Annotated in this window: 14 protein-coding genes; 7 read left to right on the top strand and 7 right to left on the bottom strand. The window is 50.5% G+C overall.

The genetic code is table 11. From position 1 onward, the window contains the following. Positions 1–121 precede the first annotated feature (121 nt). From J4377_RS13905 to mtgA, 3 genes are all read left to right on the top strand, one after another. Positions 122–1,231, top strand: a complete 1,110-nt coding sequence (locus J4377_RS13905) for an S-(hydroxymethyl)glutathione dehydrogenase/class III alcohol dehydrogenase (RefSeq protein ID WP_038477575.1) — start codon at positions 122–124, stop codon at positions 1,229–1,231. A gap of 75 nt (positions 1,232–1,306) precedes the next feature. Next, the gene (fghA, locus tag J4377_RS13900) at positions 1,307–2,161 is read left to right on the top strand and encodes an S-formylglutathione hydrolase (RefSeq protein ID WP_253485993.1); all 855 of its coding nucleotides are present in this window, start codon (positions 1,307–1,309) and stop codon (positions 2,159–2,161) included. Between the two features lie 10 nt (positions 2,162–2,171). Continuing rightward, complete coding sequence (gene mtgA / locus J4377_RS13895; RefSeq protein WP_253485992.1) at positions 2,172–2,888, top strand: monofunctional biosynthetic peptidoglycan transglycosylase; 717 nt, start codon at positions 2,172–2,174, stop codon at positions 2,886–2,888. A 4-nt stretch (positions 2,889–2,892) separates the two neighbouring features. Here the strand turns inward: mtgA and J4377_RS13890 are convergent, their stop codons facing one another. Next, positions 2,893–3,828: a DMT family transporter gene (locus tag J4377_RS13890; protein WP_038477567.1), complete on the bottom strand. Its 936-nt coding sequence runs from the start codon at positions 3,826–3,828 to the stop codon at positions 2,893–2,895. 145 nt (positions 3,829–3,973) lie between these two features. On the opposite strand from J4377_RS13890, the gene J4377_RS13885 reads away from it, so the two are divergent. The 3 genes from J4377_RS13885 to J4377_RS13875 all read left to right on the top strand — a co-directional run bounded on the left by J4377_RS13885 (position 3,974) and on the right by J4377_RS13875 (position 7,225). Continuing rightward, positions 3,974–4,363: a DUF4168 domain-containing protein gene (locus tag J4377_RS13885; protein ID WP_120386457.1), complete on the top strand. Its 390-nt coding sequence runs from the start codon at positions 3,974–3,976 to the stop codon at positions 4,361–4,363. 224 nt (positions 4,364–4,587) lie between these two features. Beyond that, positions 4,588–6,498, top strand: a complete 1,911-nt coding sequence (locus J4377_RS13880) for a DUF294 nucleotidyltransferase-like domain-containing protein (RefSeq protein ID WP_038477561.1) — start codon at positions 4,588–4,590, stop codon at positions 6,496–6,498. A 1-nt stretch (position 6,499) separates the two neighbouring features. Further along, complete coding sequence (locus tag J4377_RS13875) at positions 6,500–7,225, top strand: 3'-5' exonuclease (RefSeq protein WP_038477558.1); 726 nt, start codon at positions 6,500–6,502, stop codon at positions 7,223–7,225. Positions 7,226–7,320: 95 nt separating this feature from the next. On the opposite strand, the gene J4377_RS13870 is transcribed toward J4377_RS13875, so the two are convergent. From J4377_RS13870 to J4377_RS13850, 5 genes are all read right to left on the bottom strand, one after another. Further along, the gene (locus J4377_RS13870) at positions 7,321–8,961 is read right to left on the bottom strand and encodes a BCCT family transporter (protein WP_038477555.1); all 1,641 of its coding nucleotides are present in this window, start codon (positions 8,959–8,961) and stop codon (positions 7,321–7,323) included. An 82-nt stretch (positions 8,962–9,043) separates the two neighbouring features. After that, the gene (locus tag J4377_RS13865) at positions 9,044–9,466 is read right to left on the bottom strand and encodes a universal stress protein (RefSeq protein ID WP_038477552.1); all 423 of its coding nucleotides are present in this window, start codon (positions 9,464–9,466) and stop codon (positions 9,044–9,046) included. 161 nt (positions 9,467–9,627) lie between these two features. Further along, positions 9,628–10,500: a glycine betaine ABC transporter substrate-binding protein gene (locus J4377_RS13860; RefSeq protein ID WP_038477549.1), complete on the bottom strand. Its 873-nt coding sequence runs from the start codon at positions 10,498–10,500 to the stop codon at positions 9,628–9,630. 193 nt (positions 10,501–10,693) lie between these two features. Continuing rightward, positions 10,694–11,530, bottom strand: coding sequence for a proline/glycine betaine ABC transporter permease (locus J4377_RS13855; RefSeq protein WP_038477546.1), 837 nt, complete (start codon positions 11,528–11,530; stop codon positions 10,694–10,696). After that, a complete protein-coding gene (locus J4377_RS13850) occupies positions 11,530–12,732 on the bottom strand; it encodes a glycine betaine/L-proline ABC transporter ATP-binding protein (RefSeq protein WP_038477543.1) in 1,203 nt (400 codons plus the stop codon). Before J4377_RS13850 ends, J4377_RS13855 begins: the two co-directional genes overlap by 1 nt. A gap of 376 nt (positions 12,733–13,108) precedes the next feature. Between J4377_RS13850 and J4377_RS13845 the strand changes: the two genes are divergently transcribed. Then, on the top strand, positions 13,109–13,555 hold the full coding sequence (locus tag J4377_RS13845) for a lipoprotein (protein ID WP_120386459.1): 447 nt from the start codon (positions 13,109–13,111) through the stop codon (positions 13,553–13,555). Between the two features lie 236 nt (positions 13,556–13,791). On the opposite strand, the gene J4377_RS13840 is transcribed toward J4377_RS13845, so the two are convergent. Next, positions 13,792–15,192: a sigma-54 dependent transcriptional regulator gene (locus J4377_RS13840; protein WP_038477537.1), complete on the bottom strand. Its 1,401-nt coding sequence runs from the start codon at positions 15,190–15,192 to the stop codon at positions 13,792–13,794. Between the last annotated feature and the right edge of the window lies 1 nt (position 15,193).

The following is a 15,193-nucleotide window of genomic DNA, read 5'->3' as shown; positions in this document are numbered from 1 at the left end:
TGTATCCCGCTTTATCCCACTCGCCTAGCTGGCCTACACTGCAGTCATTAAATCTGATTCGATTAAAACGAGTCCGATAAAACAGTCTTCAGTCTTATGTGACCGTTAAGGAGATGCATAGATGAAATCACGTGCCGCCGTAGCACTCGAAGCGGGTAAGCCGCTTGAATTAGTTGAGATCGATGTGGAAGGTCCAAAAGAGGGCGAGGTGCTGGTGAAGATGGCAGCGACTAGCGTATGCCATACCGATGCTTATACCCTTTCTGGCGCTGACCCAGAAGGTAATTTCCCAGCGGTATTGGGCCACGAAGGTGCTGGTGTGGTGCAAGAAGTTGGCGAGGGTGTGACCAGTGTTAAGCCGGGTGACCATGTTATTCCGCTGTACACCGCCGAGTGCGGCAAATGTAAATTCTGCCTATCTGGTAAAACAAACCTGTGTGGCAGCGTGCGCGCTACTCAAGGTAAAGGTGTGATGCCTGATGGCACCTCGCGCTTTTCACTAGATGGCAAAATGCTGCATCACTACATGGGCACTTCGACTTTCAGCGAGTACACCGTGCTGCCGGAAGTGTCGCTTGCGGTGGTCTCCAAAGAAGCACCCATGGATAAAATTTGCCTGTTGGGCTGTGGCGTTACTACCGGTATTGGTGCGGTACTGAATACGGCAAAAGTAGAGCCAGGCTCCACCATCGCCGTTTTTGGTTTGGGCGCGATTGGTTTGGCGGTCATCCAAGGGGCGGTAATGGCAAAAGCCTCGAAGATTATTGCCATCGATGTGAACCCCGATAAATTTGCATTGGCCAAGCAGTTTGGCGCGACTGATTTCGTTAATCCGAAAGACTACAGCGACCCGATTCAGCAGGTAATCGTCGATATGACCGACGGTGGTGTTGATTATTCCTTTGAGTGTATCGGCAATGTTAACGTGATGCGTTCGGCCCTTGAGTGCTGCCATAAAGGCTGGGGGGAGTCGATTGTCATCGGTGTCGCGGGTGCGGGCGAAGAGATCTCCACGCGTCCTTTCCAACTGGTCACTGGGCGGGTTTGGAAAGGCTCTGCATTTGGCGGTGTCAAAGGACGCAGTGAGTTACCGGGTTACGTCGAGCGCTATATGAATGGTGAGCTGAATATCGACGACTTTATTACCCACGACATGCCGTTTGAGCAAATTAATGAAGCCTTCGAATTGCTCCATGCAGGTAAGAGCATTCGTACCGTGCTGCATTACTGAGTATCATTGGTAATAGGGTAAATGAGCGCGGTAGGGGAAACCCTCCGCGTTTTCATCTTTTTAAGGAGCCAGCCCATGAGCATGAGTGAAACTTTAGAACTAGTGTCTGCCAATCGCAGTTTTGGTGGCTGGCACAAGCGCTACCGCCACTACTCCCGGGCGCTGGATTGCGACATGGTGTTCGCGGTTTACCTGCCTCCTCAAGCAGAGAGCGAGCGCGTGCCTCTGCTTTGGTGGTTGTCAGGTCTAACCTGTAACGATGAAAACTTTATGCAGAAGGCGGGCGCACACCGTATTGCTGCTGAGCTAGGGGTGGCGATTGTTTGCCCCGATACCAGCCCACGCGGCACCGATCTGCCCAGTGAGCATGAAAGTTACGATCTAGGATCGGGCGCTGGTTTTTATGTGAACGCCACTCAAGCCCCCTGGAAATCGAATTACCGCATGTATGACTACGTGATTGAAGAGCTGCCTTCGGTGGTGCGTCAGCACTTCCCAGTGAACGGGCGTGAGTCGATCAGTGGTCACTCCATGGGCGGTCACGGCGCATTAATCCTGGCATTGCGTCACCCAGGCCGGTTCCGTTCGGTTTCCGCTTTTGCACCTATTGTTAACCCAATGAACTGTCCTTGGGGGCAAAACGCGTTTACCAGCTATTTGGGCGACGACCAGTCGCGTTGGCGCCAGTACGATGCCTGCGAGCTGGTCGCTAATGGTGCCTCTCGTCAACGACTGTTCATTGACCAGGGTGAAGCTGATCAGTTTCTGGAAGAGCAATTAATGCCCGAGCGTTTAGAGGCCGTGTGTGAAGCGCATGATCATCCGCTAACACTGCGCCGCCAGCCAGGTTACGATCATAGCTACTTCTTTATCGCCTCGTTCATTGAGGAGCATTTGCGCTATCATGCAGAACACCTCATGAAGCGCTAAGGATATCGAAATGCTTAATCGCGCGTTGCGCCGTTTTCTTGGTTTGATATGGCGTCTTATTTGGCGTGGCGCGCTGGCTTTTATTGTTCTCTCAATTGCGCTGGTTTTACTATTCCGTTTTGTGCCACCTCCTGGCTCAATGGTGATGGTAGAGCGCAAAATACAAAGCTGGGTAAACAGCGAACCTATCGATATACAACGCCAATGGAGAAGCTGGGACAATCTATCCAGCAATGCCAAGTTGGCGGTGATCGCTGCTGAAGACCAGCGCTTTCCTCAGCATCGTGGTTTTGATTTAGTTGAGTTGAAGCGTGCCCTGAAGGCCAGTCTCGATGGCGAACGATTGCGGGGTGCCAGCACGCTCAGTCAGCAAACAGCTAAGAATGTTTTTTTATGGAGCGGCCGTAGCTGGGCCCGTAAGGGGCTAGAAGTATGGTTTACGTTGCTGATCGAAATGCTGTGGAGCAAGCAACGCATACTGGAAGTGTATTTAAACGTCGCTGAGTGGGATACGGGAGTATTTGGGCTAGAAGCGGCGGCGGGGCACTATTTTGGCGCTTCTGGCAGTGCATTGACCGAACGGCAAGCAAGCCTGCTAGCGGCTATTCTTCCTAGCCCGCGTACCCGCAGCGCGTCACGGCCAGACGCTCAGGTAGAGCGCCGCAGCCAGTGGATTCTTCAGCAAATGCGTAATCTAGGCGGTGTCCGTTACTTGGAGCGCTTGTAGCGCTTTAAGCTTCTCCTTTGTTGCTAGGTTTACGTACCACCATGACCACCCCAGCAATGGCAATGACCATACCAGCCAGTCCGAGCAGGGGCAGGCGCTCGTCGAACAGCCACCACGCTTGTAGCGCAGTGACCGGAGGTACTAGATAAAACAGACTGGCAACGCGGGAGGCTTCCCCCTTTTTAATCAACGCCATTAATAGCAAAATGGCGGCGATAGACAGAATAAGTACTAGCCAGCCAAGAGTGAGCACAAACGTTAAGCTCCATTCGACCTGGCGGGTTTCAAACAGCAGTGCACCAATGCCCAATAGCATGCCAGCCGCTATGTATTGAATGACCGCCCCGGAAAGAAGTGGCATGCTGGTGCAGTAGCGTTTCTGATAAAGCGTCCCCAATGAAATTCCCACCAACGCAGCCATCACGCTAACCAAGGCGCCAAGGCCAAAGCCAGCAAAAAGTGAGGTGCCGAACTCTAGCTTGCTGCCCAATACCAGACAGATGCCCACAAGGCCAAGCAGTAGCCCTAGCCATTGGCGGGTGGTTAGGCGCTCACCCAACAACGGGCCGGCACAGGCTGCTGTTAATAGTGGTTGAAGGCCAACCAATAACGCTGCCAGCCCGGCAGGCATGCCCAAATAAATACCGTAAAAAACTCCACCTAAATAAGTGCCGTGTACCAAAAGTCCTGAAACGCCTATATGCAGCCAGAGTACTGGCGAAGAAGGCCAGGCAATGCGCATTAACCACGTCAGTGGAATAAGCAGCATCAGGGTGAGCACGAAACGAATAAACAAAAACGTGAAAGGTTCTGCGTAGGGCAGGCCAAATTTTGCGCCAATGAACCCCGTGCTCCAGAGTAAAACAAATAATCCAGGCATAGCGGCAAGGCCTAAAGAAACCGTATTTATATTTTTTAAGTAACTAATATTATTGGTCATAATTCCTCGGTGTGAGAATTCACTGCATGCTTGTCTGTTACGTTGCGTTCTTTCTGTTACTAACTTTTACATAAAAAGTTGAACCTGTTCCTGAACAGCGCGTCACACGCTGCACATTCATAATGCGTCAATGAGGTTTCTTACTATGCAACGTATGACTGCTCTGTTCTCTGCTGCTCTTCTCGCTACTGGTCTTCTGGCTGGCACCGCTCATGCACAGCAATCCGAAGAATCCGCTCAGGATACGATGGCTACCCAGCAAGCGCCCACTCAGGATTTCTCTGATGAGCAGCTACAGCAGTTTGCCGATGCTTCTCAAGAAATCGCCGTGATCTCTCAAGAGTACACACAGCGTCTGCAGGAAGCAGAAGATGAAAACACCCAACAGGAAGTTCGCGCTGAAGCCAACGACCGCATGATCGAAGTCGTTGAAGATAGCGGTCTAGATGTTGATACCTTTAACGCCATTGGTCAGTCAATCCAGCAAGACCCTGAAATGATGCAGCGTGTTCAGGAAATGGCTAACCAGTCATAATTAGCTCCAGTCAGCTAGTGTTGTGGATAGTGACAGATTTTCCTTAACCTGCGAAGTATTCTGTCCTCCTACTGCCAGTCTGTTACTGCACAAAACCCAGCGTTTTTCGCTGGGTTTTTTTGCTTTTGTTCACTCTCATTTGTGACTGAAGGGTTTACGGTACACGCTATCCAAGACAAACTTCATCTATTGATGATGCTGCCGCGCCAAGTGCAGGAGATCGCATGGATGTTGAACTGTTAGAAATACGTCAGCATATGGGGCAGTTTCCCCCGTTTGATGGCTTATCGGATGTATTGCTAGACGCCATTGCCGAGCAGGTTCAAGTACGCTACTACAAAACTGGGAGCGATATATTAAAGTTTGACGATATACTCACGGAATTGTGCTATATCCGTAGCGGAGCCGTTGAGGTATATCGTCGTCAAGGTGAGCTTTATAACCGCTTGGGCGAAGGGGATATCTTTGGGCATTTTAGCCTGCTGAGAAACCATAAAGTTCGGTTACCCGCTAAAGCGATAGAAGATACGCTAATCTACTTTATACCCAACGTCGTCTTTCAGCGACTTTGTGAAGAAGACGATGATTTTGCTGACTTTGTTGAGCTCGAACGCCCTCGTTTAGAAACTGCAGCAGAACAGCAGAAGAAATCTAACGATATGATGGTTACGCGGATACGCAAATTGGTAACGCGTTATCCCGTCATGGTTGAGTCCACGACTACCGTCCAGCAAGCCGCTAAGCAAGTGAACGATGCTCAAGCGTCGGCGGTGCTGGTAATTAATGAAGGCAGTGATAATCCGCGTTACAGCTTTCAGGACAGCGAAGGCAAAACGTGGCAAATGTGCGGTATTCTGACGGATAGTGACTTCCGTACCCGCATTGTAGCTGAAGGGCTGTCAGCGCAAACGGCCATTGGTGAGGTTGTTTCCGAACGGTTAATTACCATTCAGTCGGATGCGTCGGTTTACGAAGCCATGCTGACGATGCTGCGTAACAATGTTCACCACTTACCGGTGCTTTACCGACAGCGTCCGGTTGGGGTTGTTCACCTCTCCGATATTATTCGTTACGAGACGCAAAGTGGGCTGTACCTAGTAAGCAATATTTTCAACCAGTCCAGCGCCCAAGGGTTAGCAAAACTTGCTCCAGATGTGCGCGCTGCTTTTGTAAGAATGGTGCAAGAAGGTGCTAATTCGCAGATGGTAGGGAGTGCCCTGTCGACCATTGGGCGTAGTTTTACGCGGCGACTGCTAGAGCTTGCCGAAGAAGCGCTAGGGCCACCGCCGGTGCCTTACTGTTTTATGGTTAACGGCTCCATGGCGAGGAATGAGCAAAGTATCGTCACCGATCAGGATAATGCACTGATCTTGTCAGACGACTTTAACCCCGACGAACACGACGACTACTTTCACGCGTTAGCGGCCTTTGTAAGTGATGGCTTAGACGCCTGCGGTTATACCTACTGTAAAGGCGATGTGATGGCGACTAACCGCCAGTGGCGTCAGCCGTTGCATGTTTGGAAGCGTTATTTCCAAGACTGGATGGCGAACCCAACCCCTGAACGACTACTCCATAGTTCGATTTTCTTCGATTTAGACAGCATTTACGGCGAAGACCATTTTGTTGAAGCGCTTCAGGATTTGATTGCCCAAACGGCGCCCCAGTCGCCACTGTTTTTGGCGGCCATGGCCCGTAATGCGCTGAATCGAACACCGCCGCTTGGGTTCTTCCGTACGTTTGTGATGGAAAAGGATGGCAAACATAACAACTCAATCAACCTAAAACGGCGTGGTACCGCCCCGATGGTTGACCTTATTCGGGTACATGCGTTGGCCTGTGGGTCTAAAGCGCAAAACTCGTTCCAGCGCTTAAATGATATAAGCAATACCCAACTGCTGGCGACGGGTGTAAGCGATAAGCTCAGTTACGCATTTGAGTTTTTATGTATGTCGCGGATTCGCCATCAAGTGATAGATCTGCAAGAAGACCGTTTCCCCGATAATAATATCGAACCGGAGAATGTTGAGGATAGCGAGCGCCACACGCTTAAAGATGCTTTCCAAGTACTCAACAACGCGCAAAAATTCTTGAAGTTCCGCTATCCCGTTCCCGCTCAGCGGCAGGGGCGATAAGATGCATGGAATCCGGCCCCGCCAAAAAGTAGTTCAAGCTAACTGGATAGGCTATATGGCTGAGCGAGCCGAAAAGGCTCATGATAGTGCGCTTAGACAATTCTTTGCAACGCCGCTACCCAGCCCGGATACACCTATCGCGCAAGTGCCGATGGTAGCGTTAGATATGGAAACAACGGGATTGGACGAGCGGCGTCACGCGATTGTCAGCATTGGGGTAGTGCCTTTCACACTGGATCGCATTCCGCTTGCTCAGCGTCGCTACTGGGTAGTGAAGCCCTCGCGACCCTTAGATGAGGCGTCCATTGCTTACCATCACATCACGCATTCTGAAATCGCCACTGCGCCTGACTTTGATGCCGTGTTGGATGAGCTATTAGCTGTGCTGGCAGGGCGGCTTGTGGTGGTGCATTTTCGCAACATCGAACGCCCGTTTCTTGATGCTGCCGTAAAAGCACGACGGGGAGAAGGGGTGATGTTCCCGATGATCGATACGATGTCGCTTGAAGCGCGCATGCATCGACAAACGTTATGGGCACGGTTTCGCCGTTGGTTAGGGCGTCCGCCTGTTTCGATTCGTTTAAATGCCAGTCGTGAACGCTATGGCCTGCCTGTCTATCAAGGGCATCACGCGCTGGTCGATGCACTGGCGACAGCAGAACTGTTGCAAGCGCAGATCAGTCATCACTACACGCCTGAGACGCAGTTGAAAGATATTTGGGTTTGAGCAGCGCAGCGTTACTTAACGCAAACGGGCAGCCAAATGGCTGCCCGTTTGTGGTTTAGTGCAAGTGCATTTAGTTTAATGGTTAGTGATTCACATCATACCGCTTTGGGTTCGCTCATCAGACCTTTGATAATGGCATAACATGCCACTAGCAAGATGATGGTGAACGGGAAACCGGTAGAAACCGCCATAGTTTGCAGTGCGGTCAGACCACCGCCAAGCAGCAAAGCAATTGCGATAGCCCCTTCGATAATCGCCCAGAACACGCGCTGAGGCTTCGGTGCATCCACCTTGCCGCCTGCAGTAATGGAGTCGATAACCAGTGAGCCTGAGTCAGAAGAGGTCACAAAGAAAATAATGACCAGTAGAATCGCAATAAACGAGGTGATTTGTGACAGCGGTAGCTGTTCAAGCATGATAAACAGCTGTAAATCCACGCCTGCGTCGCGCACAGCTTCAATGCCTTGGTTAACGTACTGATCAATGGCGGTGCCGCCAAAGGTAGTCATCCAGAGTACCGATACAATAGAAGGTACCAACAATACTGAAATTAGAAATTCGCGAACAGTGCGGCCACGTGAAACCCGTGCGATAAACATACCAACGTACGGAGACCAGGAGATCCACCAAGCCCAGTAGAAGGCAGTCCAGCCTTGGCTAAAGTTCGCGTCTTCACGGCCAAACGGATTCGACAGTGCTGGCAGATGAACAACATAATTAAGAAGGTTTTCAAAGAAACCTGTCGCGATAAGCAGTGTTGGGCCAACGGCAATAACGAAGAAAAGCAGCAAAGCCGCCATGGCGATGTTGATTTTTGAAAGCAACTGAACGCCTTTATCGACACCGGCCAGAATTGAACCAATGGCGATAATAGTGATGCCTATGATGAGTAGAATCATCGTGATATCGCTTTCTGGCGCGCCAAACAAGTAGCTTAGCCCTGCGGCTGCTTGGGTTGCACCTAAGCCCAGCGAAGTTGCCAAACCAAAAAGCGTGGCAAATACGGCCAAAATGTCGATTAGATGCCCTGGCCAGCCCCAGACGCGCTCACCCAGTATGGGGTAGAACACCGAGCGCATAGACAGTGGTAGCCCTTTGTTAAACGAAAACAAGGCAAGTGACAGCGCTACTACTGCGTAAATCGCCCAGGGATGTAGGCCCCAGTGAAAGATAGTGGCTGCCATACCTAGCGCCGCTGCGCCAGCAGCATCACCCTCAGCGCCTGCTAATGGTGCCCAGCTTCCACCATCAAAGGATGTACCAAAGTGGGTCAGCGGCTCGTTAACACCAAAGAACATCAAGCCAATGCCCATGCCTGCGGCAAATAGCATTGAAAACCAACCCACATAGGTAAAGTCGGGCTTTGCATCAGCGCCGCCAATGCGGATTTTACCTAGTGGGGAGATAATTAACCCAAGACACAGAATAACGAAAATATTGGCGGCAAATATAAAGAACCACGCCAAATTACCGGTCAAGAAACTAAAAATAGCGTCATAAACCGGTGCAATAGTGTCTTGTAGGGCGAGTGTTAAAACGACAAACAGTAGAACCACAATCGACGAAATGGTGAAAACCTTACCGTGTAGGTCGAGGTTAACGCCCATGGTGCTGGTGGTTATATTGTCTTGACCAATAACGTAATCGGTATCGATCAGGTTTGCCGGCCCCTCCGGGGCAGGAATGCCTTCCGAGACAGGCTCTTCAGGTGGTCGATTTTGCGGCTTTTTATCCACAAATTTGCTCCCATCATTATTAAAAGTGCGTGCTGTTAAGCGCGAGTTGTCAACGGATTGCTTCTACAACGCAAGAGCGCGTTTATTGGGCCACTCGAATCAGGAAAACGGAGACGTCTGTGTGGGTGGCTACTTTGCTGCCATGGGACGGCATAATAATGTCCAGGTGGCGGGGTAAATGTGTTGCCATTACCACCAAATCAGCCCCCGTTTCCTCCACTGCATCGACAAGCTGCTTATCCACATTAGCAACGGGATCCGTCGAGCTGTAAACCCTAATACTTACCGGTTGACCGTGCACTTTATGCCGCTCGTGGGCAAAAGCTTCAAGTTTTTGCTCGTACTCTTGGGGAGTGCGGGCAACGCTTGTAGGTGTATTAGCAGTAACGCCAACGTAGATGATATGAGCATCATATCGCTTAGCAAGGTCTGCCACTACGCTTAAGGCAGGCTCCAGTAGCTCTAGATGAGCAAGATCGACTGGCACCATAATGTTCTTAAACACAGTACGCTCCTCATATAGCTCCATTTAGCATGGGTTTACCGTACTAATTAAAGCTATATCGTTTTTTTGAAAACAGTGGGTTGCAACAAATGAGCTGAAGCGAAGTGCGGCTTCAGCTCATTAATCATTCTACTAATAAACTGTATTTAGCCAAGACAATATTAGTTGCTTAGCCACTGTTCGACGACATCTTGATTATCTTCAACCCATTGCTTGGCATTTTCGTAGGGGTCGCTGCCATCTTCCTGATTCATCAGCATGACCTCACCCATCTGCTCGGGCGTCCACTCAAAAGAGTCAAGGATGGCGTAGGCTTCCGGCAAGTCATCTTTTAGACCTTGGCGTACCACGGTGTGAATCTGCTCAGCACCGCCATAAACATTTTCCGGATCTTCAAGGTATTTCAGATCGAAGCGGGCAAACATCCAGTGTGGCGTCCAGCCAGTTACCACAACATCTTCTTCATTGTTAATCGCGCTTGAAAGCGCTGCGGTCATGGTGGCACCGCTACCGCTACGCAGGCGCAGCCCAAGGTCATAGGTATCCACGACCTCTTCAGTAAGAGCCATCAGGCCCGCACCGGGGTCAATACCGATGATCTCGCCGTTAAAGCTGTCGGCGTTGTCGTTTAGGTCGGCAATAGAATCAACATCTGTGTAAGCCGGTACTACCAATCCCAGCTTGGTGCCATCCAAGTTCATGCCGAGATCTTCAATATTGTCACCTACACGCTCCATGTAGTCTGCGTGAGTCGTGGGTAGCCAAGCGGCGACGATGGCATCGGCGTCGCCAGTGGAAAGCGCCTGGAACATAGCGGCGGCAGAAAGCGACGTTAGTTCAACATCGAAACCCGCTTGTTCTAATACAGCAGCGACGACGTTGGTAGATGCTACTTCAGACGACCACTCAACATAGGCAAGGTTGATAGTGCCCTGATCTTGGGCGTGGGCCAGACTTCCGGCGGTCACACCTGCACCGGTAATGAGGGCTAATGAGGCGAGGCGGATGCGGTGATTCAACGTACGACTTTTCATTCACTTGCTCCTTGGGAAAATAGTCCTGGCGTCTATCAATATAGTGGTTAAGCGCCACAACTGTAGTAAGCATGCTTTCCAACGTTGCTTAACTAAAAATTTATAGGCGCGCTATCAGCATGCACATCCAAAAAGAGTGCATCAAGAAGATCAGTCAACGCAGCACGATGGTGGCCGCGCGATTTTCCTTGATTCACTGTGAGCGGCGCGTTTTCCGTAGTGATTGAGTTAAACGGTCAAGTAACATGGCTAGAATGACCACGGCGATACCAGCTTCAAAGCCATCACCGGGGCGTAGCCGCTGAATAGCACGCCACACTTCGCTACCTAGGCCATCTGCACCAATCATGGCGGCGATAACCACCATCGAAAGTGCCAGCATAATGGTCTGGTTAATACCCGCCATCACTGTGGGTAGCGAGAGCGGAAGCTGAACCTTGAAAAGTTTTTGGCTGCGCGTTGCGCCATAGGCATCGGCGGCTTCAATAAGCTCAACCGGCACCTGGCGGATACCTAACGTTGTGAAGCGAATCGCAGGCGGCATCGAGAAAATTACCGTTGCAAAAATGGCGGATACAGAACCAATGCCGAAAAACGGAATTGCTGGTATCAGGTAAACAAAGGCGGGCATGGTCTGCATAAAGTCCAATATCGGCATGATCAATCGGTACAGTCGATTAGATAATGCTGCCGCAATGCCGACAGGCAATGCGATAATCACGGCAACCAGGGTGGCGAAGACCACCAGCGTGAGCGTCTCAATCATTGGGTTCCAGAGACCCAAGTTCCAAATTAAGGCTAGCCCGGCTACTGAACCAATCGCTAAGCGAGCACCCGCTAGCCTCCAGCAGAGTAGGGTGATTAACCCAAGTAGCGCCCATTCAGGTAGCCACATCAAGCTATCGTTCAAAACATCAATGCCGGTTTGAGTAAAACGGGAAATTGCCCGAGTGACGGCTGAATATTCGCTGGTCAACCAGGTCAGGCCACTTTCGATCCAATCGCCAAGGGGGATGCTTGGAATATCCATTACTGTTCTCCTGCTCGTGCTAATTCATCCAGTACCGCGCCCTTCACAACGACACCTAGCAACCGCTGCTGCTCGTCAATGACGGCGATGGGAAAGCTTTTATCGCTAAACATAGCGAACAGGTTTTGCAGGGGTTCTTCAGGGGGGACTTTGCGGAAGTCTTGAGTCAGGTGATCAATAATAGTATCTGACTTGGCATCAATCGCCTTGCTCGCCGACTCGGCCTCTAGCAGGCCGATTAGGCGGCGGTCACGATCAGTGACATAAATTGAATCAATACTGTGGTCACGCATACGATGTAGTGCAGTGCGTGGGCCGTCGCTTTCGCGGGCGGTAGAGCGCACGGGGCGCATGGCGCTCTCGGCGGTTAATACACGCGAACGATCGACACCTTCGATAAAGCGGCGCACATAGTCATCAGCAGGTTGGGTTAATATTTCTTCCGGTGTACCAATCTGTACGACTTCGCCATCTTTAAGCAGCACTATGCGATCACCAATATTGAGCGCTTCATCTAAATCATGGGTGATGAAGACGGTTGTTTTCTGCATTTTAGATTGCAGTTGCAACAGCTCTTGCTGCATATCCTTGCGGATTAAAGGATCCAGCGCTGAAAAGGCTTCATCCATTAATAGCACGGTGGAGTCATTCGCCAGGGCGCGGGCTAGGCCGACACGCTGTTGCATACCACCGGAAAGCTGATTCGGATAAGCCTCTTCCCAGCCATCTAGCCCCACTTGGGTTAGCGCGTTTTGGGCAATTTGCTTACGCTCAGCTTTATCGACACCGCGGATTTCAAGCCCGAACTCGGCGTTTTGGCGTACAGTGCGGTGTGGGAATAGCGCAAAATTTTGAAAAACCATAGAAAAATGGCGGCGGCGACACTCCAACAGCGCCTTTTCGCTTAACGTGGGAATATTCTCGCCATCAATGATTATTTCGCCTTCGGTGGTATCAATCAGGCGGTTCAAACACCGAATTAACGTTGACTTGCCAGAACCAGAAAGCCCCATAATGACGAGCAGTTCGCCTTCATAGACATCGAATGAGATGTTTGAAAGGCCTAACGTTTGGCCAGTTTTCTCAAGAATTTCAGGGCGTTTTAAACCCTGGTCACGAAGCTCAAGGGCTTTTTTCGGCTGCTTGCCAAATACCTTGCTTAAGCCGCGAACCTGAATTTTGACAGGGCGTGTCTCGTCCATCAGCGATGCCTTTTGCGTGAATGAGCAGCCTTGTGTCGTTGCTCAGCTAGCTTTCCGATGCCAAATGGCTTTCCCTGCAAACAGCGACACAAAACGGTTCATAATTAGAATTTAAGTTTTAGCTTGGTTATTTATTAATATTTATTATACATAAGTGGGCAGGGTGTGTCACAACGCCTCCTGCGCTAAGCGTCAAAAGGTGTCACATGTGTCAGTTTTAACCCGCAGTAACAATTTTCTGGGCATAGAATTAATCTGGTTCTTTTTATAAATTTTTGATTTTTATATATAAATTTATATTTTTTGGTTTTTGGTATGAACTATGCGTTGAATTAGGTAGTTAATCGATATTTTGGTTAGAAGGGAGGTAAGCCTAATGGATAAACCAGTTAATCAAGTTACCAAACGCCCCCGCGTGCTTACATTATGCATGTTAGCAGCTACCGTTAGCACATTAGCTCTTGCTGGTTGTGGTAACGGTGATGAGCCAATGCCGCCTGCCGAACAGCCAGAAACGATGGAACAAGATGCGACTTCCTCTACTGGACAGGCAACTACCGCAAGCGATGCTACCGCATCGGATAATACTTCTGACCCCATGATGAACGATGAGCCTGCAGTGGCTGATGACTCTGACATGGGCGATCCTGGGCTAAGCGATGATGCCGCGGCATCACAAGAACCTATGCCAGATGAAGAGCCTATGCCAGATGAAGAGGCTAGCAACCCAGAAGATCCTGAAGAAAACCCAGGATTTGGTGAAGGTACTGACCCGATGCCAGGTGCTGATGAGAATGATGATGCGATGAATAGCGGCCAGTAATCGTTAACGCTCCCTACGATGATAAGCCGACCCAGCTGTCTGTTCCCTGCGGCTGCTCCACACGGTTTATCATCCTTTTCCCCCCGCGCCCGCGGGGGTTTTTTATGTGATCCGTGAACCCTCTTTGATAAGAAAATTCCCCACACGTACGCCATTTTGGCAAGGTAGTGCATAGCTTGTCGTCACATAGACGAATAGTCGGTTACACCGGTGAGTGGCCGACTATTTGCGTTAATTTATTCCTCGTTATCTTCCAAACGACGATAAAGCGTTCGTCGAGCAATACCCAGCACTTCAGCCGTACGCCGTTTATTGCCGCCGGTGGCCTCTAACACTTTGCGTATGTAGCGCTTTTCTACTTCTTCCAGGCTGGGCCAGCGGGTAGGTGCAGGTGCTGGAACCTGAGTGCCAGGTAACACTTCACCAGTAAGTGTCGGCGTTATTTCCGAGCCGTTATGTTGGCTAGCCTGTTCGCGTAAACGCTCTGGCAAATCTTGGTGTTGCAATATGCCTTCTTCGCTCAGTGTTACGGCTCGCATAATGGCGTTTTCCAGCTCGCGTACGTTGCCGGGATAGGTGTAGTTCAACAGGCTATTTAGCGCTTCGGGCTCGATTTGTTCAATCTGCTTACTTTGCGCTTCGGCGTGTTTGTCGATTAATGCAAATACAAGATGCTCTATATCGGTACCACGCTCACGCAGTGGAGGAATGCGCAGAGAGAACGTCTCAAGGCGATAGAACAAGTCACTGCGAAAGTTCTCTTGTTCGATCTCTTTTTCAAGATTGCGATGGGTCGCGGCAATGATGCGGACATCTACCGGCTCCTCACGCTCGCCGCCAACGGGTCGTACCGTCTTTTCTTGCAGCGCACGCAGCAGTTTTGCTTGGAGATTAACCGGCATTTCGCCAATCTCATCCAAAAACAGGCTACCGCCTTGAGCGCTATGAAACAGACCGCGGCGCGCTTCGTTAGCCCCGGTGAATGCCCCTTTTACATGACCAAAAAACTCACTTTCCATTAGATCGGCAGGAATGCTGGCACAGTTAACAGGCACAAAGGGTGCTTCGTGACGTTTGCTTTCTTGGTGGATAGCGCGAGCCAATAGCTCTTTACCGGTACCGCTTTCGCCCAGAATCAAAATAGGCGCATCGCTTTTAGCCAGCCGAGATGCATCATGAAACAGAGACTGCATTCCTGAGCTTTTTCCGACAATACCGTGAAACTGGCTCAACTCAGTATCGTGGGAGAGAGACAAACGCTGGCGCTCTAAGACGCGAAAGACTGCCTCGCGAATGGCATCTAAATCCAATGGTTTAGTTAAAAAGTCATCGGCTCCCAGCTTTAGCGCCTCGACGGCTTGGTCAATGGTGCCAAAGGCAGTGATGACAATAATGCCCAGCTCGCTGCCGCTTTGACGCAGTTGCTGAAGTAACTGAATGCCGGTCATTCCAGGAAGACGTACATCCGTAATCATCATTGCCACAGCTGTATGGCTTAGTAGCGCCAAGGCGTCTTCGGCACTGGGAACGCCTAGCGTGTCATAGCCCGCGTCGTTGAGCTCTTCTTCTAATAACTCACGTATAGCGGCGTCATCTTCCACTACCAATAAAGGTAAAAGGTGTTCCTGATGGGTCACA

It is taken from the genome of Halomonas sp. XH26, assembly GCF_024138895.1.
Taxonomy (GTDB): Bacteria; Pseudomonadota; Gammaproteobacteria; order Pseudomonadales; family Halomonadaceae; genus Vreelandella; species Vreelandella alkaliphila.
Note: the sequence above shows the minus strand (reverse complement) of the source record. Positions and strands in the feature narration are given on the sequence as shown.

What these genes read in the sequence shown, in the direction of transcription:
- J4377_RS13905 (WP_038477575.1), top strand. Translation starts at nt 122, where the DNA reads ATGAAATCACGTGCCGCCGTAGCACTCGAAGCGGGTAAGCCGCTTGAA.
- fghA (WP_253485993.1), top strand. Translation starts at nt 1,307, where the DNA reads ATGAGCATGAGTGAAACTTTAGAACTAGTGTCTGCCAATCGCAGTTTT.
- mtgA (WP_253485992.1), top strand. Translation starts at nt 2,172, where the DNA reads ATGCTTAATCGCGCGTTGCGCCGTTTTCTTGGTTTGATATGGCGTCTT.
- J4377_RS13890 (WP_038477567.1), bottom strand. Translation starts at nt 3,828, where the DNA reads ATGACCAATAATATTAGTTACTTAAAAAATATAAATACGGTTTCTTTA.
- J4377_RS13885 (WP_120386457.1), top strand. Translation starts at nt 3,974, where the DNA reads ATGCAACGTATGACTGCTCTGTTCTCTGCTGCTCTTCTCGCTACTGGT.
- J4377_RS13880 (WP_038477561.1), top strand. Translation starts at nt 4,588, where the DNA reads ATGGATGTTGAACTGTTAGAAATACGTCAGCATATGGGGCAGTTTCCC.
- J4377_RS13875 (WP_038477558.1), top strand. Translation starts at nt 6,500, where the DNA reads ATGCATGGAATCCGGCCCCGCCAAAAAGTAGTTCAAGCTAACTGGATA.
- J4377_RS13860 (WP_038477549.1), bottom strand. Translation starts at nt 10,500, where the DNA reads ATGAAAAGTCGTACGTTGAATCACCGCATCCGCCTCGCCTCATTAGCC.
- J4377_RS13855 (WP_038477546.1), bottom strand. Translation starts at nt 11,530, where the DNA reads ATGGATATTCCAAGCATCCCCCTTGGCGATTGGATCGAAAGTGGCCTG.
- J4377_RS13850 (WP_038477543.1), bottom strand. Translation starts at nt 12,732, where the DNA reads ATGGACGAGACACGCCCTGTCAAAATTCAGGTTCGCGGCTTAAGCAAG.
- J4377_RS13845 (WP_120386459.1), top strand. Translation starts at nt 13,109, where the DNA reads ATGGATAAACCAGTTAATCAAGTTACCAAACGCCCCCGCGTGCTTACA.